Here is a 20670-nt window from a genome sequence, read left to right on the forward strand (position 1 = left end):
GTAAACTGCTTAAAACAAGCGTTGTTCTATTTTTATGGTATCGCCCGCTGCAATTTGGCTATTTAGACTACCTTTTAGTTGCTGCTGTTTGGTTTGCTCTTTAAATATGTATATTTTATCAATCGAGGCACGCTCAGTTAAACCACCTGCAAGTGCTATAGCTTGGTTTACCGTCATAGCAGGTTGATAAGGGTAGGCACCAGGTTCTTTAACTTCACCATGAATATAAAAAGGTCTATATTCAACAACTTGAACGTATACATTGGGGTTTATTAAATAATCAGGTTTTAAACCTTCTGTAATAACTTGCTCAACCTCAGAGGTATTTAAGCCAGCAAGTTTTACTTTACCTAAAAATGGGTAATTTACCTCACCACTATTACCTAAAAGTGCAGTAACTTCTAAATCGGGTTGACCAAATACTTTTATTTCAACCTTATCGCCAGCACCTAAAATATAACTTTGTGCTGTTTGTGCAAAACAAACGCTGCTTAAAACTAGCAGCGTTAAACTAAAAATAAACTTCATTAGTTAGCCTTTAGAGCAAAGGTGAAATTAACACCCACTATCACACGGTCAAACTCTATTGCACTTTGAGTAGAATCTTTATCAATAAAGTCAACATAAGTAGATACCATCCCGAAATTACTTGCAACGTAATTCAGACCTAAACGAGCACTTTTTGATTTATCTTTACGGCCAATATCACCCGTATATTGTTCGTTAGTGTAATTAATACCAGCAAGTGAGCTTAAATAATCGCTCCAGCTATGTTTCCAATTAACTCCATATGTGCTTTCTTTTATGTAATCGCCTTGCACTAACGGATCTTTAGCTGCGCGGCTTGTTGTAAATTGCACGGTAGAATAACTAAGTGGTTGCCAGCTTACACCCGCCTCCCAACTTAAACCGCTAAAGTTTTCACGCTCACTCGAGTCAAAGTCTTTATTTTGGTAACCTAGTTTAAATGAGCCTGAAGTAAGTGCAGTTGCTTCCCACTCCATACCAAGTAGTATTTTCACATCATCACTATCGCGTGAAATACCATTAGCTTGTAAAAAATCATAACGGTAATTTTCTTGCTTAACTTCTAAAAATGTACGTGTAGATGCTTGGGTATTATAGTAACCAGTTACACCAATTAACGATTTGTCATAATCACGATATTGCGATACTTCTCTAAAGTTTTGGTATTTCTTACTAAAAAAGCCAGCTTTTAAAGCAACTTGAGCTTTTGAGCTTTGTGCACCGTATTCGTAGCGCACTAAAACATTTTGTTGCTGATACTTTACAAGCTCATTTACTGCATCACCTAAGCCCTCGGTTAAGCCACTACCACGTGGCTCGTAAAGCCAATCGGCATCACCGTTAATATCTAAACGATGTTGACTGGTAAACTCCTTATGTACACCGGCACCAATATTAACTTGGGTAAAATTATCGGCAGTATCTTTATTATGTAAAGAGCTGCTCGTACCTAAATCAAGCTTGTAACTATCTGTGCCATCTTCAATCGCTGCCTTTATATTAGGAGCAATAGTCCAGATCAAACGCGACTCTTCGTTATCGGGTGTACTGAAAAAGTTATTATTACTACTAATGCCTGTTTGTAAGGTAGGCGTAATTTCTGCCCCATCTTTAGTTATAAGGCTACCAGGCTTTAAATTTGCAGCTACGGGAGCTGCAAACCCAACACTTAACATAGCAAAAATAGGGGCTAGTGTTTTAGTATGCATTTGCATTCTTAAATCCTTTAAAAATTGTCATAAAAATAATTTTTATATCAAACCATAACGACCAGTGTTTAATATAATGTAAATCAAATTCTACACGTTTTTCCATTTTATCAAGCGTGTCGGTTTCACCGCGCCAGCCGTTAATTTGCGCCCAACCTGTAATTCCTGGCTTAGCTTTATGGCGTAACATGTAAAATTCTACCTTTTTACGGTATTCCTCATTATGGGCAACCGCATGCGGGCGTGGACCTACAATAGACATATCACCTTTTAAAACATTTACAAATTGTGGTAACTCATCAAGGCTAGTACGGCGTAAAAAACCACCCAGCGGTGTAATACGCGTATCATTCTTTGTAGCTTGTGTAACCACTGCACTGTTTTCTGTAACACTCATTGAGCGAAACTTCCAAACCTTAATTTTACGGCCATCTAATCCATACCTATCCTGTTTAAATATTACAGGACCTTTAGAAGTAAATTTAACAGCAAGAGCAATTGCAATTAAAATAGGAGATATAAGCATTAAAATAATAGATGCTACTATTATATCCTCAGTGCGTTTTATAAACTCACGTGCGCCTATAAATGGCGATTCAAATACACTTAATGTATCAACATCACCAACATGTTCAATACGTGCATGTATTAAGTTAGATATTAAAAAGTCTGGAATAATATGCACATCAACCGTTGTATCACCCAGTTGACGCAAAATATCAGCAATGCGTTTATCTGCCTTCATAGGTAAAGCAATATATAAAACGCTAATTTCACCATCACGGGCAGCATCTACTGCATTTTGAATTCGCCCCGCTACATCATATTTAGTAGAATTCTCAAACAGGCGTTCTGGTTGGCGGTCGTCGTAAAAACCTAAGAAATTAAAGCCAAGCTCATCATTTTTAGTTATTTCATTATACAAATTGACCGCTGATTCTGTTGCTCCAACAATTGCGACGTTGCGCAAATTCAAACCTAATTTACGACGATGGCGCTTGTATAAATGCACTACAAAGCGCCATGCGTATAAGTAGGTAATACTTAACAAAAACCATAAGCTCAATCCAATTCGGGAGAGTGACTCAGTAAACTTAAAAGCAAACGATATAAGAAACAAGACGATAAACGCAGAAAATAAAGCTCCCCAAGCACACAATACCATGGTTCTAAATTTACCAGCCCGCCAAGAGCGATAAGCAGAAAATATTTCAGCGAAATACAAAAAACTTAAAGCAACACTTAAAGACGATATCATATAAGAGGGAGTAAGCTCGAAATTATAAAATAAAGCAGAACATTGGAAGGCTAGGAATAGTGAGAAAATATCAAACAAGCGATAAAAACTCGCATCAGAAGACCCATTTGACTTAAACGTCCTTGAGGAAGTCATACTATAAAATCCTTATTTATAAAGTAGAGGCTTTAAAAACGTACTTAAACAAAACTATTTATATAATAATATATGACCACTGTAAACTCAACTAATTCCTTAAAATAACTACATAAACACCACCAAACAAATGGAAACTTAATTAAACAAATAAAAACAACAAAACACACTTTTTTGAGATAAACTTTATAAAGGAAATCAATTTTATACAAGGAAGATGTATGAAAAAAAATCTACAAACACGCTACCATGGTCTAGATTTTTGCCGCTCAACATTTATGATTCTTGGTATTTTCTATCATGTAGGCCTTATTTACTCTACTGATAATGATTGGAGAGTATTATCGACAGAAACCTCCTCATTAATAACTAAAATAACTAATTACCTCCACCTATTCAGAATGGAAGCGTTTTATTTAATTTCAGGATTTTTCTTTATTTTAGCCTTAACAAAAAATAAAAATAACTTTCTCGCTGATAGATTAAAAAGAGTTCTTATACCCTTGTTATTTTGTGGCTTATTCATAAATCCTATTATGAACTTTTTTAGTTACAACTTTTCATTTTCAAACAACTTTAAATATATTCTTTATGGAGAATGGTTAGGACACCTTTGGTTCCTAGGTAATCTGTCTTTGTACTTCATGATTAGCTACCTATTTAGAAACACAATTAAAAAGGCTAAAAATTTAAATTTTTTAATGATAGGGTTAACAGCAGTGCCAATTTTTTCGTGCGCAGGGTTATTCATAAGTAAATTCATTTACAAAGGTAACTTTCTATTTTTTTCAATAGATAAATTACTTTATTTTTTTTGTTATTTCCTACTGGGTTGCATCGCTTATCAAAATATTAATTCTTTTATAAAGGCCCTTAACTACAAAACTGTAATACTTTGCACTTTAAGCATTCTTATTTTATTAAATTTACGAGACTATTACTTTCACCTTGACAGCATCGGAAATAAAGTAATTACAAAGTACATTTCAACATTGCTCACTATTTCAGCAATAGCCTTTTTTTATAGAATTGGAAGCAGAGAGTCATTATTAATGGGGAACATATCAAGAGCTAGTTATACAATTTATTTACTCCATCAACCATTGATCATTGTTTTATATGCATTTATATTTTCTAAAACACCATACCCTGCGTGGTTTGAATATTCTCTAATAGTAACTCTCACTTATTTTCCTATTTATTATTTTCATATTCGGTTTGTTGAGAGAATCGATAAAGTGAAATTTTTATTAAATGGTTTCTCAGGAAAAAAATGAATATGTTAAAACTAAGATTAACCTATCATAAACTTAACCATTGAAACTATTAAACATAAATACAACACTAGATTTACAAGCCTAAGCTAGCATAAAACTTTAAACCACTGTTACTTTTTACATAACAACTTTCCTAACTATAATTTTATGTAAAAGAGAAGCATCAAAGTTACGACTAATAAAGAATAATATATAGAAACTATACTAAATAATAAGCTCACTCAATCTTTGAATATTGAAATTATGAAAGTAAGCCTTTGGCCTTTACAAGCAGAAAAATCTCAAACACTTATTCATAATCTAAAGCAATCATACATATTAAGAATAGTTCTATTTTAGTTTTGAAATAAAAACATTCTTAAAAAAGAGCGGTATACCAATTACATATCGACTGAACAATCTTTTAGGCTCATTGACAAGCCTGTAAAACCATTCCAGACCTAATTGCTGAAACATTTTTGGACAACGTCGTACTTTTCCCGCTTGAAAGTCTAATATCGCTCCGCCACAGATTATTATTGTCTTGCTGACAGCTATTGCTTTAAGCATTGATGCTAATATCTCTTGCTTTGGCATCCCCATTGCGAGGACGATCACATCTAACCCGTTTGTTTTATTTTTTAAGTAATGCTCTTTATAAGTAGGTAAATCTTGAAAGCCATCGAGACAATGGACAAAACTATCATTAAACAAACTTTGAGCCCCCTTTTCGAGCCAGGGACTGCTCGTACCATATGCAAAAAATGTTGGTTTATTTTCTAATTTCAACAATCGGTCAATCAACGAAGGGATGAAATCTGTACCGTTCAAATTAAGCTTTGGAGATATTTTATTATATCTACAAGCTAACTCGATACCTTTACCATCTCTTAATAAATAATCTAAATTAAAAAAAGAGTCTCCAATCTCTTTTTTTTGAAGTATTAAATTATATCCATGTTGATTTAAAAAACCTACTGACACGGCCTTTTTCGTTTTACTTAATTCGTCTAACATTACATCCAATTCGTTTTCATCGGCTAATGTCATAACTTTTAGGATAGGATCCATAAGACCTCTAGGAAGTAACTTTAAAATCAGAAAATTTTATCTTTCTATTAAATAAAAAAACAATACCAATTAAAAATTTTCTAGCAAAATGATAAAAAAGGCTTTTATTTTTAAACTTATGCTTTTTTAGTATTCCAAATGAACCTTTAAAATATTTATATCTAAACTCAGGTAAAGGATTGCGATGTCCTATAAGAGGAGAATTAACAAAGTAAGGGTTATTCGATTCCAAACTAGCTCTAATTGCAAAATCCAGATCTTCACCACCGTTATTCTTTGCGCCTACTCCATAATCTTCATCAAAAAAAACAACCTTGCTAAATACTTCAGACTTATAAATAGTCGTATTAGATGAAGCGTAACGAATTAAATTTGATGTATTGTGCTGATTAGGAAGGAAATCAATCAATGCAGGTGTTGAAGAAAAGTCAGTATAAAAAAGATCAACGCTATACTCTTTCTCAATATTAACAAAATTATTCCAAAAACCATCTGGATACCAACAGTCATCATCTGGGAAGGATATAAAATCAAATTCTTCTAAAGTATAAGACTCTTTCACCATACCGATCAGCAAGTTTCTAGCTTTAGATAATGAAATTATACTAGAGCTTCTTTCAATAACTAATTTATAGTTAACAGCTAAAGTCATAAATTCACTCTCATCAAAATCTACATTATCAACATCTTGAAGTAATATATAATGAGTAAAAAAAACTGAGTCCACCTTGTTTAGTGATATTATTAATCTTCGTAAATCTTTAAAATTTTCCACACTACAAATACATGTTGTTAACAAAAGAGTTTTCATTAAGCACCCAAAAAATAAAAAATTAAATTTTTATGATAAAATAATTATGAAAAAGACCATCAAAGTCAAAATCAGATATATATATTCTTACCCATAAAAATGAAACAAAAAATAAAAATGAAACTGAAAATAGGAGTAACTTCAACTTAGTATACCTGAGTATAAAAGAAAAAATATAGACTACACCTATCCATCTAAAGTAATCAAAATATGCATAATACCGAAGTTGTAAAAAGCTAGTTAGATGCATAAATGATATTAAAACAATCATACCTATATAATACGGCCATAAATTATCTAGATAAGACTTGCTTCTATATTTATAACAAAAAAAAGATAAGATTATTATGATTACATCTAAAAATTTGAATAATAAACCAGACCCTCTGTCATCTAACTCCTCATAATTCGTAAAGGTTGCAAAATACACAGATATATATAATAGAGAAACAACTGATGATGCTAAAAAAATGTATATAATTTTAATTTTTTCATTTCTAAGTGGCAACCTTTCAATATTAAAAACTACAAAATATATAGCGCAAACAATAACAGCTGCATTGTGTGTTAAGCAAGCAACAACCCCAAAAATAAAAGCCCAACGAAGTTGTTTATTATACAAAAAAAATAAAGTTAATATTAGAAAAGAACCTGAACAATAATGCCTTATCATATTAAACATGTTTGTAAACTTCATTGAGTAGAAAATAAAAAAAACTAACGTCAATGCGATCAAAACCTCACTCGCACGCGAGATGCTCAACACTCTGTATATCACGATACAAGCAGGCAAATATATGAAAAAGGTCAAAAAATAGGTGTAAAAAGTAAAATTACCATCTGTTAGTTTTGAAAAAAAATATGAGAAGCTGTGATAAACAGGCTCAGTAATCTTAGGCTGAACCAAAAAACCATCATTTATAAAAATCAAATAATCTTCGTTGAATATACTTGAAAACCCATATTCATAATTATTAAATGAGAACCACTGCGTCGAGTACCAACCTAGATCATTTCCGACTCCCAAAAAATCACCAAATGCCCACACTTCTTTGTGAAGGTTCATATTACAAAACAATAGTAAAAAACTAATATAAAATACGTGTATCCATTCTTTTTTCTTACTAATTACATAAGCAAATACACTCAAAAAACCGATGTAGAATGGAAGAATAATTGCAACAAAAAAAGCAAAGAAGATAAACAATGATTCTTTTTTAAAAATAATACTTTTCAAAATATTTTCTTCTTACTTACTATAATACTGGTATTTTATTAAAAACTTTATTAAAAGCTTAAATGAATCAACATAATCAATTTTAGAATTTGAATAGAAAAAAATCTTTGTTAACAAAAACTTTAATAAAGACAAACTTCTTCCAGACTCAAGCCACTTTCTATAAAACTCGATCGTATTCCAGCGATAATACAAATCTCTAACATCTTTTTTATCTAAGACCAACTTACCACTCAGCTTTCTTTCTAATTCACACCTCAGTTCAACCCCTCTTATAGGGCGAGTGCCATTAGTTATCGTGCCTCCTTCATGTATTGTATGAACAAAAGTGGCCCTGTTATAAACACATACTTTTAGATCATTGATGTATGCATTTAACATTAGAGTATGATCTTGTAAGTAAGGGGTTATTAAGAAGCCACCAATTTTTTGAATAGACGACTTTTTTATCATTATCATGGAAGTATATGAGCTCCCATGTAATAAAAATTCTTTTGCATTCTCACCTATAAATTTTTCTTCACCGGTTTCAATAAAAACATTTTTTTCCTTTACTTTCATATCACTACCACATATATCAAAGTTAGGTCGTTCTTTTTTAAAGTAATTTAATTTTGCAATTAGTTCACCCGGTAAAAAATAATCATCATCATCAAGAAAAGTAATATATCTACCACTTGCTTCTTCTATTCCGACATTCCTAGCAAGTGAAGCACCGGAGTTATCTTTAAGCGGAAGGTACTTAATTAAACCTGCTTTAATATACCCCTCTAAAGCTTTTTGTGTTTCGATTTGCTGCTTACTGCCTATTCCATTATCGTCAACAACAATAACTTCAAAATCACAATCAATAATTGCACTATCAATCGCAATTTTAATTTTATTAGCCCTACCGTAAGTTGGAATAATTATCGATAATTCAATCACTTTATACCTCTTTAAACTAGTCATTAAAAACTTTTTATATATAAAGCTATGTAAGCCAAGTCTTAAGTTTTGTTAATTTGTGAACTTCAAAACTCATTAACAAATTCCAAATAACTAAACTAATAGAAACGGAAAGTGCAGCTCCAACAGAGCCATAAATAGGGACTAATGTAAAAAGCAGTATCATGTTAATTACTAATGTTATAAACAATGATTTTAATGAATTTCTTTCATTACCTGTCATATTTAACACCAAACCTACAGACCCCAGAAAAATATTTATTATTTGCCCTACACATAAGATGCATAATATTTGATAGGCCGGCTTAAAGCTTTCCCCAAAAAAGATCGTTATCAACCATTCACCAAAAACAATTAATAACAACGCAATAGGAATAGAAAAGCAAACATTAAGTCGTACAGATTTTTTTAGTAACTCTTGAGCCTCAGCAATATTATTTTTCCGGTAGCTTTTTGCTATTTTAGGTCCTAATATACTATTCACAGCGGTCATGCCCAATGTAACTAATGTAATCCCCTGAAGAGCCACTTTAAAAAAACCAACTGTTTCCTTTTCCTTAAAATATCCCAATACCACATTAGCCAGTTCAGAATTCATAGTGCTAATAAAAAACATTAGAGAGAAGGGAAGTAATGCGCGATTCCACTTTTTAAAACTATAATTAGGTTCAACTTTAAAAATTTCCCTTGGCGTATTTTTATGAATTAAATATAGCCCCAGCAACATCGTTAATACTGATGTAAAAATTTGCACTTTAATCAATAGCAACGCTGTAAAAGCTGTATTAAAAAGAATAAAAAATGTATAAATAAATATAGCCATGAAAGGCATTAATATAAATTCAGGAAGTAGTCCTAGTATAGGTTTACTCAAACCATTTAATATAGCTCCTTGCTTCGATGAAAAGCTTTTTATAGGAATTAATAACATAGCAAACCAAAGTAAATGAGCCGTAGTTTCCGTAACAAGCTCAAATAATAGTGCAAGCAAAACAGCCAACATCATAAGTGATGAAATCAAAACTACAAAGCCTGAAGACCACCTAAATAATCCCTTTAAATCAGCCCAATTTTCTTCTACTTCTATGTGTGCTACCTCTCTTATTAAGAGCTGTGGTAGACCAGCAATTACTGGAATAGTAACGATAGCTATAATAGATAAAATATATGTATATAGACCATATTCTTCAGGGCCTAAATAACGTGCTAATATAAGTCCCGCAAGCACAGACAACCCTCTACTGACTATTTGTAGCGAAGCAGTACTTAAAAACTTTTTTCCAATAGTAGATGAATTTTTCAATATTAACCTGCAACTAACTTAAATAAATACTTGGCTGATGAATTAAGATAATAAAGCCTTAACTTCCCGACTAAATTCTTCACCCATATGACTTGATCGCATTGCATATTCTACATTGGCAAGCATATAACCTAATTTAGAACCACAATCATGCGACTTCCCTTTTAGGTGGTAGGCTTCAAGCGTTTCTAGGTGGCGCAATTGTAATAAGGCATCAGTAAGTTGTATTTCACCGCCAGCTCCAGGAGGGGTGTATTCTAGTAAATCCCAAATTGCTGTAGATACAACATAACGCCCTGTAATGGCTAAGTTACTTGGGGCCTCATCGTTATTTGGTTTTTCGACCATGTTTTTAATTGCAGCATTTTCGCCTGCATTTATTTTTTTACCAGCTATATCAACTACACCATACTGATGCACTTGCTCTTGCGGTACGGGCTCTACCATTACTTGGTTGTAGCCCGTTTTGTCGAATCGGTCGATCATTTGGCTTAAGTTGTCGGTTTTTGAATTTGATTTGTATTTATCAATAATTACGTCGGGTAGCATTACTGCAAATGGGTTATTACCAACAATTGGGCGCGCTGCTAAAACAGCATGGCCTAAGCCAAGTGGTGCTGATTGGCGAACCGAAATTACGGTTACATCTTTTGGCACTATTGAGCGAACCTCTTCTAGCAGGCTACGCTTTACACGTGCTTCTAGTGTGGCTTCTAGCTCAAAGCTTGTATCAAAATGGTTTTCAATTGAGTTTTTTGAAGCATGTGTAACAAGCACAATTTCTTTAATACCAGCTGCTACAGCTTCGTTAACTACGTATTGAATTAAAGGTTTATCTACCAGAGGAAGCATTTCTTTAGGGATGGCTTTTGTGGCTGGTAACATACGCGTACCAAGACCAGCTACAGGTAATACTGCTTTTAAAACTTTCACTTTAATTCCTTTCATTATTTTTGTTAAACAACAAAAAAAGGAATTACTAAGCTAAAATCCCTTTTTAAGCGCTTCACATGCCGTGTGAGCTTGCTATTATACACAACACAATAATGCACTCAATAATTAAAGAGTACTTTTTGATTGTTTTTTTGTTAATTTTATGTTGCACCAAAAGTAAGCTGTATTGCACCACTTTAGTGACTGGTACTTTTTGATTACCCATCCTTTTAAAACTACCAATACTATACTAGGCTTGTTTAGTTATTAGGGAACACAGACTTAAGGAACATTTGTGCGTTTAGGGTTTTACATTTTATTATTAGTGTCTTTTTTTGTATGCGCACAAAATACGCTTTTGTATTTACGCAATAGCGATATAATTGCGCGCGCTCAAAAACAGTATGGTGATGAAGGGTATAAACGTATTAAAAATTGGCTAAGTTTTATAGATGAGTCAGCTGATAAAAGTGAATGGCAAAAAATCCATTTAGTGAATGACTTTTTTAATAAGCACATTAAATACAAAACCGATGATGAGCTTTGGCACCAAAAAGATTATTGGGCTACTCCACTTGAGAGTTTAGGCGTTGGTATGGGTGATTGTGAAGACTACGTAATTGCCAAATACTTTACACTAATAGCACTTGGCGTACCCGAAGATAAAATACGTTTAATGTATGTACGTCAAAAAACAGTTAATCAACCTCACATGGTGCTTATATATATTGAAACTCCTAATCAAATCCCCTTTGTTTTAGGTAATTTTAATACTAAACTGCTGCCCGCTAATAAACGCCGTGATTTAACACCTATCTATAGTTTTAATGGCCAAGGTTTATGGTTAGCAAAATCAAAAGGGTTAGGTAATAAAGTAAAAAATAGCCGTGGTGTTTCTGCCTGGAACACCATGTTAGAGCGAATTGAACAAGGTGAGCTTGCTCCCATTAAAAGTAACATTAAAGGAACTACCAGTTATGTCTCGACTTTTTAAAAACGGATTGAGTCTTAAAACCCAAGTTTACGGTTTAATAATCGTTATTTCGGTTGTTTCATTTGTGGTTAGGATAGTTACGGATGTTGAAACCACCCGCGATTACTTACAAACACAAATGGGTAGCCACGCGCAAGATACAGCAACAAGCTTAGGGCTTTCAATATCGCCCTACCTTGAAGAAGATAGCTTAATGATTGCCCAAACCATGGCGACCGCTATTTTCGACTCCGGTTATTACAAACAAATAAAATTTACCAACGCCGATAATAAAATAGTTTTTGACCTAACAAGCCCAAAACGCGTTGAATCTGTACCTAATTGGTTTATTACAGCAGTAAAGCTTAAAGCCCCTACTATGCAATCAGAATTAAACAATGGCTGGATTATGGCTGGAGTGCTTAAAGTAACAAGCCATGTTGGGCAATCGTATTTAACGCTATGGGAACATACTAAACGCAGCTTTTATGGTTCTTTATTATTATTGGTAGCGTCGCTTGCAGTAGCATATTTAATACTACGTGCAGTGTTTAAACCTTTAAAAGCAGTAGAAAACCAAGCACACTTGGTTACGCGTAAACGCTTTACATTAAACGATGAAATACCAGTTGCACGCGAGCTACGTACAGTAACTAAAGCCATTAACAATATGGTAATGAACTTGCAAAGCACCTTTGACTCTTTAACAAAGCAAACACAAGCACTTACCGATGAAGTATATGTAGACTCACTCACAGGGCTAGGTAACCGCCGTTCGTTTGAGAACCACTTTAACTCAGTGGTTGACACCATTACTAGCGATACTCCAATCACTGCAATGATGGTCACTCTCCCCTCACTTGCTAATATTAACCAAACTGTAAGTTACCAAGATGGTGATGAGCACGTACATGATGTAAGCGTTACTTTGCAAAATGTGTTTGGTGCTTTAACTAATTCTAAAATATTTAGACTTAACGGTAGTACTTTTATTGCTTTAGTCCCATTCGATATACAATTTTTAAATAGAACACGCCTCGATATAAATGATGCTTTTAGTAAAAAGAAAAACAGCTTACACGTGAATGGTTTTGCTAACTTAGCATTAGTAAATGTTGATAAAGGCTCATCTATCGGGGGTGTACTTTCAGCCCTTGATACCGGCTGCACCATTGGCGATTCGGCTGTAAATAAAGTAGATAAAGATACTTTATTTAGTGTTAAAGAGTGGCGTTCGCTTATTCAGTCAATTATTGCTACTGGTGAAGTTAGTTTTTCGGTGCAGCCAGTTAAACGCACTAACTCACAAAACAAGCAGTGCTACTTTGAGGTGTTTGCTCATTTTACGCATGAAGGCGAAAAGGTTAATAATGGCCATTTATTTGCTATGGCCGAAAAGCTTAACTTAACCGAAGAGTTAGACAAAAAAATAATTCGTAACTTTGTAAACGTTAAAGAGCAACACCCAGACGATACATTTGCGTTAAATATTAGTAAGGCTTCGTTGTATTCAACTGACTTTATTGAATGGCTTACTCTTTATGCACACACTAAACCAATTATTAAAACAAACTTGATTTTTGAATTGCATGAAATTAGCTTACTTTACAACGTACATGTTGCCTCTTTACATATAGATACAATAAAAGATATTGGCATAAATGTGTGTATTGAACACTTTGGTACTAGTTTAACCTCGTTTAGATACTTACAAGGGTTAGACATTGAATATATAAAAATAGATGGTAGCTATATTCAAGACTTATTAGATAACACTCAAAGCCAATTTTTTATTCAAACAGTTAATAATATTTGTCATGGCTTTGGTATTAAAGTTTTAGCTTGTTTGATTGAAAAACCTGAAACTTTAAAGGTACTTGAAAGTTTAGGTTGCGATGGCGTGCAGGGTAATTTAATAATGCCGCCAACCAAAATAATAAAAACTAGTGATAATGGCGTAAATAAAGAGTTTACTTTTTGCACCGATGCGCTAAAATTTTGTAATTAATACTCTACCAAGGGACAAGAGATGAAATCATTCATATTAGCCGGCTTAATAGCAGGTGCATCTTCACTTACAGTTTTACCAAGTTATGCACAAACGGATACTGATGCAGTAGTACAAACTGAAGGCATGACTAATTTAGTCAACGTTTTAAATAGCGCAACCACAGAAACAGCTCCAGATCAGCTAAAGGCAGATTTAGTAGCAGCTATTAACGGCGTTTGTACAAATTGTACTGCTGCTCAAGTTGATTCTATGATGGATGTAGTTGTTGATGCTGTGGGTGCCGATAGCCCACTTATTACTGATTTTTTAGCTGCTCTTGTAGCTGCTGGCGTTGACAGCGATACTGTTACACTTGCTGCTATTACAGCTGGCGTTGATGCCACTGTTGCCTCTGAAGCAACAGCAGCTGGCCCAGGTGGCGCACCAGCTCCTTCTGCTCCGGTAATTGTTACTTTACCAACAACTGCAGTACCGCAAGGTGCAGGCGGCACAGGTGGCGATGCAGGTATATCTGAAGTCGGTAACTAACCGTTAATAAAATAATAAAAACGCAGCCTTTTGGCTGCGTTTTACTTTATATGGCTTATTTTTTTAGCCCTTCTTTTAGGCTCTTAGTTTAGAGAACCCTGTGAATCGTTTTATATTTTTTTTACTCTGTGCAACTTTATTTTTGCTGCCCTTACCATTAGGTAGTTACCGCCCTTGGGCAATTTTAGCAATGGGGATATTAATTAGTGCTACCTTTTTCACCCATTTAGTTTACAGCAGTATTAATAACAAGCACCCTTTATACCCACCTTTATATTCTTGGCCCTTATTTACTGTACTCGGTATAGTTGCGGGCGTATGCGCAGTACAAATGTTTACCGTAAGCGTTGACCCGTTTCAGACTAAACAAATGCTAATTAAAACAAGTTTTATGATTTTGTTTTGTTGGCTTGTATTTATTTATTGCAATAGCGAAAAGCGTATTAAAAATTTAATATATGCAATTATAAGTGCTGGCGTGTTTCAGGCTTTATACGCTACTTATTTAAATTTGTCGCCAGATATAATTAGCCCACTATTTGGTTATAAACATACCGACCGTGCTATTGGTACCTTTACCTACTCAAACTTTTTAGCAAATTTTTTAGCTTTATGTTTATGTTTGGGCATTGGTGTTTTAGTTAGCGAATTAAAGCGCTCTACTAGCGATTACAAACAAACATTAAAACAAACGCTTCGGGCGTGGACTGAAATACTTTTAAGCTCAAAAATAATTTTACGTATTTCGTTAATTATTATTATTGTTGCGTTAATTTTAACCCGTAGCCGTATGGGTAACTCTGCATTTTTTATTGCATTAATGGTTGTTAGCTTACTCGCATTTTTTATTTACAGGCAAAAACCTAAAGCGTTTAAACTACTTATCGTTAGTTTTTTTATAATCGATTTAATTATTATCGGCGCTATATTTGATGTAGAAAAAGTTAAACAGCGTATAAGCGAAACCAGTATTTCATCAGAAACCCGAGACGAAGTTGTACGTGATTCAATACCCCTCATTTTAGATAAGCCTTTGTTGGGCTCTGGTGGTGGTACATTTTATACTGCGTTTCCGGCGTATCAGTCTGAGCCTTATTCAGGTTACTACGATAACGCCCATAACGATTACGTGCAGTTTGCAGTAGAGCTTGGTATACCCACTACAGCCGCACTGGGCTCACTTATACTTTATTGTTTATGGTTATGTATAGCAGCTATGAGAAAGCGTAAAACAGCGTTGTTTCAGGGCGTTGCTTTTGGCTGTGCCATTGCAATTATAGATATGCTGCTGCATTCGTTGGTAGATTACTCTTTACAAGCGGGTGCAAACTCTATGTTGTTTATGACTATTCTATGCTTGGCGATATTAAGTAGTAAATTACCTGCGTCTAAACGAAGTCGTAAAGAGCATGGTTAAATACAAAGCCAAGTAATTACCTAATATAGAGTGGTTAGAAGCTGCGCTTCTCACGCGAGCAATTTCAGCGTCTACCGCCAAGGTTAAATTTACGGTTAACTTATTAGCGTGACAAGCAAAGCCTTTAATAAGTAATTTATGCACTAAGAGGTTAAGAGGCGCTGCGCTTTTAGAGGAAGTAATAAAGCAGAAACTATACCCTGATTGGCATTCTGTTTTCTCATTTACTTCTCTTTCATTTCTCTTTGTGCAAATAGATCTTTAGCTGGTTTTTACTGTAACAGCAGCGCATGTAATTAGTGATTTTTCACTAAGAGGTTAAGAGGCGCTACGCTTTTAGAGGTAGTAATAAAGCAGAAACTATACCCTGATTGGCATTCTGTTTTCTCATTTACACCTCTTTCGCTTCTCTTTGTGAAAATAGATCTTTAATTGATTTATTGGTGAATAGACTAAATAATTTAAGCGTGGCTTTCGTAACAATCGTACCCGTTATAAGTGATTTTTTCACAAAGAGGCTAAGAGACGCTACGCTTTTAGAGAAGAAAATAAACACCGAAACTGTATTCTGATTGGCATTGTGTCTTCTCATTTACTCCTCTTTCGCTTCTCTGTGTGCAATAGTTCTTTAATTGATTTTATTAGTAAATAGCTCAACAAACGAGTGACAACTTAATAGATTGCTTCATATAGCCTACAAGTATTCAATTTTGTTATTTTATTTGTACTACACTTAAGTCTTATTTTAGAACTCTTTCTTAGTTGATTAAATGCTTGTAAATTAAGCAAAAGGATACCTATGGATACTGATACATTAACAAAAACAGTAATAGGTTGCGCTATAGAAGTACACAGGAATTTAGGCCCAGGGTTATTAGAATCGAGTTACGAAACTTGCTTAATATATGAATTAAGTAAAATTGGCTTATCTGCTAAAAACCAAGTTGAGCTGCCGATATATTATAAAGATCAATATATACATACAGGTTACCGGTTAGATATTTTATTACCTAATAAATTAATAATTGAACTAAAGGCGGTTGATAAGCTTCTTCCAATTCACTCTGCACAATTGATAACTTATATGAAACTTGCAGAAATAAGTACTGGTTTACTAATAAACTTCAATGTTCTAAAGCTAGTCGATGGTATAAAGCGCTTTAATGCATAAAAATTATTTACTTAGGTTTTAAGTCGTTATCCAAAGGGCTATAAGTAACTGTACATTAAATTTTTAAGCGATTTATTCACAAAGAGGTTATGAGGCGCTGCGCTTTTAGAGAAGAAAATAAACACCAAACGCAGTTTTTATTAGTATTATGTCTTCTCATTTACTCCTCTTTAGCTTCTCTTTGTGCAAATAGATCTTTAGCTGATTTTTATAAATAAATTGAATAATTTTAAGCATTGCTTTGTAACAGCAGCGCCTGTAATTAGTGATTTTTCACTAAGAGGTTATGAGGCGCTGCGCTTTAAGAGAAGGAAATAAACACCGAAACTGTATTCTGATTGGTATTGTGTCTTCTCATTTACTCCTCTTTTGCTTCTCTTTGTGCAAATAGCTCTTTAATTGATTTATTGGTGAATAGATTAAATAATTTAAGCGTGGCTTTCGTAACAATCGTACCCGTTATAAGTGATTTTTTCACTAAGAGGTTAAGAGGCGCTACGCTTTTAGAGGAAGTAATAAAACCGAAACTATATCCTGATTGGCATTCTGTCTTCTCATTTACTCCTCTTTCGCTTCTCTTTGTGCAAATAGATCTTTAGCTGGTTTTTACTGTAACAGCAGCGCATGTAATTAGTGATTTTTTCACAAAGAGGTTAAGAGGCGCTACGCTTTTAGAGGCAGTAATAAAGCAGAAACTATACCCTGATTGGTATTGTGTTTTCTCATTTACTCCTCTTTCGCTTCTCTTTGTGCAAATAGATCTTTAATTTATTCAACAATTGATTAGAAATTACTGTTCTTCTAAATCAAACTCAGTTAAATGGCCATCGCCGTGTATTAACTGGTAGCGGGCTAAATTCCCTAGCTCTAGTGTTATTAAACTAATAGCTGAGTCGCTTACTAAGTATTTTTGCCCTTCACCTATGGTTTGGTGCTTATCTACTTCCATGTGCCAGCGTTTGGTAAAAAAGTTTAAGGGACTTTTTGGGCCGTATAGAATTGAATCTAGTTTATCGAGTATGTTTATTAATTTACGCGGGAACTCGTTTTTAATACCGCTGGCGGTAAGTTGCCAAATTCGATTGGGATGATCGCCAAAACGCTTTTGCACCGAAAAGCAAAATGAGTAATGTACATCGCCAGATAAAATAAGGGTTTCGTTTGGGGTGTCGGTGCGTCTAAATGTATCGAGTAGCTTTTTGGCTGAGCCTTCGTGCGCCATCCAGTTTTCTACGTCAACCATGAGCGGTTGGCCACATATGTTAAACATAGCTTGAATGGCTTCTATTGATTTAACACCAAACACGGGGGCTGGTGATACAATAATAACTTGGTCGTGGCTTAATAGGCTTTCTTCAAGCTCTGTGAGACGTTCCCAATCAAGTAGACCTGACGGCTCATTAAAGTTTTGCTCATTTCGCCAGCGGTGCGTGCGCGTATCAAGCACCACTACTTTGGGTATTGTCGTTAACTCATAATGCCAAAAGCTAAAATCGTTTAGTGGTTTATCAAATGCTTTAAACTGCCATAAATTATTAGCAGTACGGCTTTGCTTAAAAGGTGTTAGTAGCTCGCCTGTTTTATTTAGTGCATCGTTCCCCATTCCCTGAAAAAGCCAATAACTAATTAAACCGTTATTAATGATCCGTTTACTACTTGGATTTTCATTTATAGCTTGCTCCCACCCAGCGGTGAGGTTCCAGTCATCGGTTACATCGTGATCGTCAAACATCATTAATGTCGATACATTGGCAAACAACCGCTCTACTTCACTTAAGCCTTCTGCATAGTCAATCAATGCTGTTTTTTCAGCGTTAAAAATAGTTTTGTTTTGCTCGCTTTGACCTAAATACGTTGTGTTTTGTATATCAACGCATTGCCAAGCAGCAGCACTAAAATTTAATAAATAAAGTGCAATGTATTCTTCAAAATGGACAAGGTGATTGTAGGCTTTTACACTTGAAAAGTGAGGTTCATCTTTTTTTAGCCAGTAGCCAACACCTAACTTTGAGCGTTTTTGCCAAGGCGTTTTTGGTAAAAATAAATGGCGATTATAAAGTTGCTCATTTATGTCGGCGGGTAGCTCAATGGCAAGTGGTTGCTCTTTATAGATACCTAAGGCTTTAATTAACTGATGAATAGCTAATAACATGGGGCCTGCTACATCATCGGCATAAACCTGATCACCACTTAGTAATAATAACTGTGCGCCTTGATTATTATTAGCGCGCTGAGTATTTTGCCAGTGACTTGCAGACACTAAGCTGTCTTTTGCTGGATGATGTGCATTACGGCACGAGCCATGCAAAATATCACTCAGTTTATTAGGAATTACAAATGCAGGCGTTGTTTGATTGCTATAGCACCAAGGCGATAAATCGATTGCTGTATCGTCAATTACAAGTTCATAGCTTAATAAGCTATCGACAGGGAGTTTGTTGTCTATTGGCTTTATAATAACGAAATGCAGGTATAAATGCTCCCCTAAAGAAACAGTGTGTTGATCGCTATAACACTCAATATTTAATAAGTTTATTTGGCAGCTAGCAGATTTGGAGGTAGCAAACTGAATACACACTCCAGTTTGCTCTGCACGGCGCACCATTGGCCCCATTAGTAAAATAGGAAGGTTTGCCGTGTGAGTAATCATGTATTTAGCCTTTAGCTGCTAATTTAAATAAAGAATAGAAGTTTTCTGTAGTTGCTTTAGCAAGTTCATTAAAGCTAATACCTTTAAGCTCGCTAATGTAATAAGCAACATCTTCTACGTACGCTGGCTGATTTGTTTGCCCACGATACGGTACTGGTGCTAAATAAGGCGAGTCGGTTTCTATTAGTAATCTATCAAGTGGTATTTGTTTTACTACTTCTTTTAGCTCAATAGCATTTTTAAAGGTAACAATGCCCGAAATAGATATATAAAAGCCCATGTCTATGGCTTTTTTAGCCATATCCCAATCTTCAGTAAAGCAATGTAGTACACCACCGCAGTTTTCGGCCTTGTGCTCACGCATTAAATTAATGGTATCGGCGCGGGCATCACGAGTATGAATAATTAACGGTTTTTGTAATTCGTTAGCCACTTCAATATGCCCAACAAAACTTGCTTGTTGCACTGCGTGGGTATCTTTTGAATAGTAGTAATCAAGGCCCGTTTCGCCAATAGCAACGACTTTTTCGTGTGAGGCCAGGTCGATTAGTTGCTGTTTATTAAGGGCGTCTTTTTGATCAAGTGGATGTACACCACATGAGGCTGAAACATCGTCGTAGTGCTTAATTTTATCAAGCATGCTCGGAAATTGATCAAGCGTTACGCTTACACATAAAAAGTGCTCTATTTGCTTTGCACGCGCTTTATCAAGAACTTGGTCAAGGTTTAAGTCTAGTTTATCAAAATCAAGACGGTCTAAATGGCAATGAGAATCTACAATCACTATAAGGCCTGTATTATGTTCAGGGTTTAAATTTGTTCGTTTAATTTATTATCTTAGCAATTAAAAGAACCCAATATAGGGCGGCGTTAATCTCAATGAAAAACCAACCCTATAACTACATGGTATATGTTTGATCGCCTGAGTTTAACATAGTCCCAAGCAGCTTTTCGATTTTAGCGTTTAGGTTTGTTTTATCATCTAAAAAGCTAATACCAATACCTGGAGGATTAGAGCTTTGTGCACCTTGTGGCGTGATCCACGACACTTTACCTGTCACTACGTCATCTTCTAAGGCATCGGGCAAAGTAACTCTAAGCGCTAATGAATGCCCTGCTTCGTAACGCATATTAGTGCGTACAAATAAGCCACCTTTTTTTAAGTAAGGCATATAACAACGGTATAACTCGTCTAAATCATCTATGTCTACTAGTAGTTCTTGCATGATTAA

General features: G+C 34.7%; 18 protein-coding genes. 6 read left to right on the forward strand and 12 right to left on the reverse strand.

Annotated features, from left to right (window positions below; all coding sequences use genetic code 11):
- Nucleotides 1–9: 9 nt before the first annotated feature.
- From H5115_RS14470 to H5115_RS14480, 3 genes are read right to left on the reverse strand one after another with little or no spacing between them, the layout of a single operon-like run.
- Nucleotides 10–528 carry a polysaccharide biosynthesis/export family protein gene (locus H5115_RS14470; RefSeq protein WP_182755983.1) on the reverse strand — a complete coding sequence of 173 codons (519 nt, stop codon included), beginning with the start codon at nucleotides 526–528 and terminating at the stop codon, nucleotides 10–12.
- Entirely contained in the window at nucleotides 528–1742 is a 1215-nt protein-coding gene (locus H5115_RS14475; protein ID WP_182755985.1) for an outer membrane beta-barrel protein, read from the reverse strand. The genes H5115_RS14470 and H5115_RS14475 overlap by 1 nt, the downstream gene beginning before the upstream one ends.
- Nucleotides 1726–3129 carry an undecaprenyl-phosphate glucose phosphotransferase gene (locus H5115_RS14480; protein ID WP_182755986.1) on the reverse strand — a complete coding sequence of 468 codons (1404 nt, stop codon included), beginning with the start codon at nucleotides 3127–3129 and terminating at the stop codon, nucleotides 1726–1728. The genes H5115_RS14475 and H5115_RS14480 overlap by 17 nt, the downstream gene beginning before the upstream one ends.
- 221 nt (nucleotides 3130–3350) lie before the next feature.
- Here H5115_RS14480 and H5115_RS14485 point away from each other — a divergent pair, with 221 nt between their 5' ends.
- The gene (locus tag H5115_RS14485; RefSeq protein ID WP_182755988.1) at nucleotides 3351–4406 is read left to right on the forward strand and encodes an acyltransferase family protein; all 1056 of its coding nucleotides are present in this window, start codon (nucleotides 3351–3353) and stop codon (nucleotides 4404–4406) included.
- Between the two features lie 330 nt (nucleotides 4407–4736).
- Here H5115_RS14485 and H5115_RS14490 read toward each other — a convergent pair whose 3' ends face one another.
- Genes H5115_RS14490 through galU form a run of 6 tightly spaced genes read right to left on the reverse strand, consistent with a single transcriptional unit; the run spans nucleotide 4737 to nucleotide 10688 of the window.
- Nucleotides 4737–5456: a WecB/TagA/CpsF family glycosyltransferase gene (locus H5115_RS14490; protein WP_182755990.1), complete on the reverse strand. Its 720-nt coding sequence runs from the start codon at nucleotides 5454–5456 to the stop codon at nucleotides 4737–4739.
- Between the two features lie 7 nt (nucleotides 5457–5463).
- The gene (locus tag H5115_RS14495; RefSeq protein ID WP_182755992.1) at nucleotides 5464–6267 is read right to left on the reverse strand and encodes a glycosyltransferase family 2 protein; all 804 of its coding nucleotides are present in this window, start codon (nucleotides 6265–6267) and stop codon (nucleotides 5464–5466) included.
- 22 nt (nucleotides 6268–6289) lie between these two features.
- On the reverse strand, nucleotides 6290–7504 hold the full coding sequence (locus tag H5115_RS14500; RefSeq protein ID WP_182755993.1) for an EpsG family protein: 1215 nt from the start codon (nucleotides 7502–7504) through the stop codon (nucleotides 6290–6292).
- Between the two features lie 12 nt (nucleotides 7505–7516).
- Nucleotides 7517–8431, reverse strand: a complete 915-nt coding sequence (locus tag H5115_RS14505; RefSeq protein WP_182755996.1) for a glycosyltransferase family 2 protein — start codon at nucleotides 8429–8431, stop codon at nucleotides 7517–7519.
- 46 nt (nucleotides 8432–8477) lie between these two features.
- Nucleotides 8478–9755, reverse strand: a complete 1278-nt coding sequence (locus H5115_RS14510; RefSeq protein WP_182755998.1) for a flippase — start codon at nucleotides 9753–9755, stop codon at nucleotides 8478–8480.
- 42 nt (nucleotides 9756–9797) lie between these two features.
- Entirely contained in the window at nucleotides 9798–10688 is an 891-nt protein-coding gene (galU, locus tag H5115_RS14515; RefSeq protein ID WP_182756000.1) for a UTP--glucose-1-phosphate uridylyltransferase GalU, read from the reverse strand.
- 295 nt (nucleotides 10689–10983) lie between these two features.
- Here galU and H5115_RS14520 point away from each other — a divergent pair, with 295 nt between their 5' ends.
- The 5 genes from H5115_RS14520 (at nucleotide 10984) to H5115_RS14540 (ending at nucleotide 16788) form a co-directional block, all read left to right on the forward strand.
- Nucleotides 10984–11682 carry a transglutaminase-like cysteine peptidase gene (locus tag H5115_RS14520; protein WP_182756002.1) on the forward strand — a complete coding sequence of 233 codons (699 nt, stop codon included), beginning with the start codon at nucleotides 10984–10986 and terminating at the stop codon, nucleotides 11680–11682.
- The gene (locus tag H5115_RS14525) at nucleotides 11666–13669 is read left to right on the forward strand and encodes an EAL domain-containing protein (protein WP_182756004.1); all 2004 of its coding nucleotides are present in this window, start codon (nucleotides 11666–11668) and stop codon (nucleotides 13667–13669) included. The genes H5115_RS14520 and H5115_RS14525 overlap by 17 nt, the downstream gene beginning before the upstream one ends.
- Before the next feature lie 21 nt (nucleotides 13670–13690).
- The gene (locus H5115_RS14530; protein WP_182756007.1) at nucleotides 13691–14200 is read left to right on the forward strand and encodes a hypothetical protein; all 510 of its coding nucleotides are present in this window, start codon (nucleotides 13691–13693) and stop codon (nucleotides 14198–14200) included.
- Nucleotides 14201–14300: 100 nt separating this feature from the next.
- Entirely contained in the window at nucleotides 14301–15617 is a 1317-nt protein-coding gene (locus H5115_RS14535) for an O-antigen ligase (RefSeq protein WP_182756008.1), read from the forward strand.
- Between the two features lie 799 nt (nucleotides 15618–16416).
- Nucleotides 16417–16788 (forward strand): GxxExxY protein, encoded by a 372-nt coding sequence (locus H5115_RS14540; RefSeq protein WP_182675322.1) that lies wholly within the window; start codon nucleotides 16417–16419, stop codon nucleotides 16786–16788.
- A gap of 790 nt (nucleotides 16789–17578) precedes the next feature.
- Here the strand turns inward: H5115_RS14540 and H5115_RS14545 are convergent.
- The 3 genes from H5115_RS14545 to H5115_RS14555 form a co-directional block, all read right to left on the reverse strand.
- Nucleotides 17579–19438: an alkaline phosphatase D family protein gene (locus tag H5115_RS14545; RefSeq protein ID WP_182756010.1), complete on the reverse strand. Its 1860-nt coding sequence runs from the start codon at nucleotides 19436–19438 to the stop codon at nucleotides 17579–17581.
- Nucleotides 19439–19442: 4 nt separating this feature from the next.
- Nucleotides 19443–20222 carry a TatD family hydrolase gene (locus H5115_RS14550; protein ID WP_007585741.1) on the reverse strand — a complete coding sequence of 260 codons (780 nt, stop codon included), beginning with the start codon at nucleotides 20220–20222 and terminating at the stop codon, nucleotides 19443–19445.
- 115 nt (nucleotides 20223–20337) lie between these two features.
- The gene (locus tag H5115_RS14555; protein WP_002962367.1) at nucleotides 20338–20664 is read right to left on the reverse strand and encodes a PilZ domain-containing protein; all 327 of its coding nucleotides are present in this window, start codon (nucleotides 20662–20664) and stop codon (nucleotides 20338–20340) included.
- Nucleotides 20665–20670: the final 6 nt, after the last annotated feature.

This window comes from Pseudoalteromonas sp. SR44-2 (assembly GCF_014163745.1).
GTDB classification, from domain to species: Bacteria; Pseudomonadota; Gammaproteobacteria; order Enterobacterales; family Alteromonadaceae; genus Pseudoalteromonas; species Pseudoalteromonas distincta.

Bases quoted from the DNA above. Each gene is read 5' to 3' on its own strand.
- H5115_RS14475 (WP_182755985.1), bottom strand. From the start codon at position 1,742: ATGCAAATGCATACTAAAACACTAGCCCCTATTTTTGCTATGTTAAGT.
- H5115_RS14480 (WP_182755986.1), bottom strand. From the start codon at position 3,129: ATGACTTCCTCAAGGACGTTTAAGTCAAATGGGTCTTCTGATGCGAGT.
- H5115_RS14485 (WP_182755988.1), top strand. From the start codon at position 3,351: ATGAAAAAAAATCTACAAACACGCTACCATGGTCTAGATTTTTGCCGC.
- H5115_RS14470 (WP_182755983.1), bottom strand. From the start codon at position 528: ATGAAGTTTATTTTTAGTTTAACGCTGCTAGTTTTAAGCAGCGTTTGT.
- H5115_RS14525 (WP_182756004.1), top strand. From the start codon at position 11,666: ATGTCTCGACTTTTTAAAAACGGATTGAGTCTTAAAACCCAAGTTTAC.
- H5115_RS14530 (WP_182756007.1), top strand. From the start codon at position 13,691: ATGAAATCATTCATATTAGCCGGCTTAATAGCAGGTGCATCTTCACTT.
- H5115_RS14490 (WP_182755990.1), bottom strand. From the start codon at position 5,456: ATGGATCCTATCCTAAAAGTTATGACATTAGCCGATGAAAACGAATTG.
- H5115_RS14540 (WP_182675322.1), top strand. From the start codon at position 16,417: ATGGATACTGATACATTAACAAAAACAGTAATAGGTTGCGCTATAGAA.
- H5115_RS14555 (WP_002962367.1), bottom strand. From the start codon at position 20,664: ATGCAAGAACTACTAGTAGACATAGATGATTTAGACGAGTTATACCGT.
- H5115_RS14545 (WP_182756010.1), bottom strand. From the start codon at position 19,438: ATGATTACTCACACGGCAAACCTTCCTATTTTACTAATGGGGCCAATG.
- H5115_RS14495 (WP_182755992.1), bottom strand. From the start codon at position 6,267: ATGAAAACTCTTTTGTTAACAACATGTATTTGTAGTGTGGAAAATTTT.